This is a genomic window from Streptomyces sp. BRA346, assembly GCF_052851135.1.
In genome coordinates, this window is sequence record NZ_JAIWIH010000162.1 from 1 (window position 1) to 1641 (window position 1641).

The following is a 1641-nucleotide window of genomic DNA, read 5'->3' on the forward strand; positions in this document are numbered from 1 at the left end:
GCCGCCAAGGGCCGCAAAACCAAGACCCTGACCGTCAGCCACGCCTTCCACTCCCCCCTGATGGACCCCATCCTCGAACCCTTCACCCAGGCCATCACGGACCTCACCTACCACCAACCCACCCTCCCGCTACTGAGCAACCTCACCGGGGAAACCGCCGACGAGCGCATCGCCACCCCCGAATACTGGGCCGAACACATCCGCCAACCCGTCCTTTTCCACCCCGCCATCACCCACATCGCCCCCGAGACAGGCGTCTTTCTGGAACTGGGCCCCGACCCGGTCCTCGCCACCGCGACACAGCACACACTCGGCCACACCACCACGGACACCGACCGGCCCACCCCCCTGGTGACGGCCACCCTCACCCGCAAACAACCCGAAGTCCAGGCATTCACGCGCAGCCTCGCACGACTCCACACCGCCGGGACCACCGTCGACTGGACGCCCTGGTACCCCGCCAGCCCGGCCCCGCGCACCGTCGAGCTCCCCACCTACGCCTTCCAACGCCAGCACTTCTGGCTCGCCTCCTCCGAGAACGCCACGGCCGTCACCGAGACGGCGGAAGCGGACCGGGCGTTCTGGGAAGCCGTGGAGCGCGAGGATCTGGAGTCCCTTGCCGAAACCCTCGACTCCCCTGCCGATCAACAGCCCATGCTGAGCGCCGTACTGCCGACGCTGTCGGCCTGGCGACGGCAGCATCGCGAGCAAGCGGCCATCGACGCGTGGCGGTATCGGGCCACCTGGAAGCAGCTTTCCGCGCCCGCCGCGCCCGCCGCCCTCTCCGGCACCTGGCTGGTGCTCATCCCCTCCGACCAGGCCGACCACCCCGCCGTGGCGACCGTCGTACATGCGCTCACCACCCACGGCGCCACTCCCCTCCCTCACACGCTCGATACCCATCAGGCCCAGCGCAGTGATGTGGCCGAAGAGCTCACCCGGCTCACCATCGACAGCGAACCGACCGGGATCGTGAGCTTGCTCGCGCTCGCCCAGGAGCCGCATCCCGCCTACGCCGCGGTTCCCGCCGGGCTCGTCGCCACCACCGCCCTCGTCCAGGCCCTCGGTGACGCCGAGGTCGCCGCGCCCCTGTGGTGCCTCACCCAGGGTGCCGTCGCCATCCATCCCGCCGACCCGCTCCCCAGCCCGCTCCAGGCACAGACCTGGGGCTTCGGGCGAGCGGCCGCGCTGGAACACTCCCGTCGCTGGGGTGGCCTGATCGACCTTCCGACCGTCATCGATCACCACACCGCCGACCGTCTCGCGGCGCTTCTCGTGCCCGGGCAGCCCGAGGACCAGGCCGCGATCCGCGCCACCGGCACGTACGCACGCCGCCTCCGTCGCGCTCCCCTGCCGCCCGCGAACCGTCTTCCGTGGCAGCCGACCGGCACCACTCTCATCACCGGCGGCACCGGCGGGCTCGGCGCCCACCTGGCACGCTGGCTCGCCCGCAACGGCGCACCCCACCTCCACCTCACCAGCCGCAGCGGCCCCGACGCTCCCGGCGCCACCGAACTCACCCAAGAACTCACCGACCTCGGCACCACCGTCACCATCACCGCCTGCGACGTCTCCGACCGCACCGCCCTCCACCACCTCATCCGAGCCATCCCCACCGAACACCCCCTCACCACCGTCATC

The 1641-nt window shown here is 71.1% G+C and carries 1 protein-coding gene; it reads left to right on the top strand.

Going from position 1 to position 1641, the window contains the following annotated elements; genetic code table 11:
* Window positions 1-1641, top strand: a 1641-nt coding sequence (locus LCH29_RS43915; protein ID WP_446467280.1) for an SDR family NAD(P)-dependent oxidoreductase, incomplete at both ends; no start/stop codon positions are given.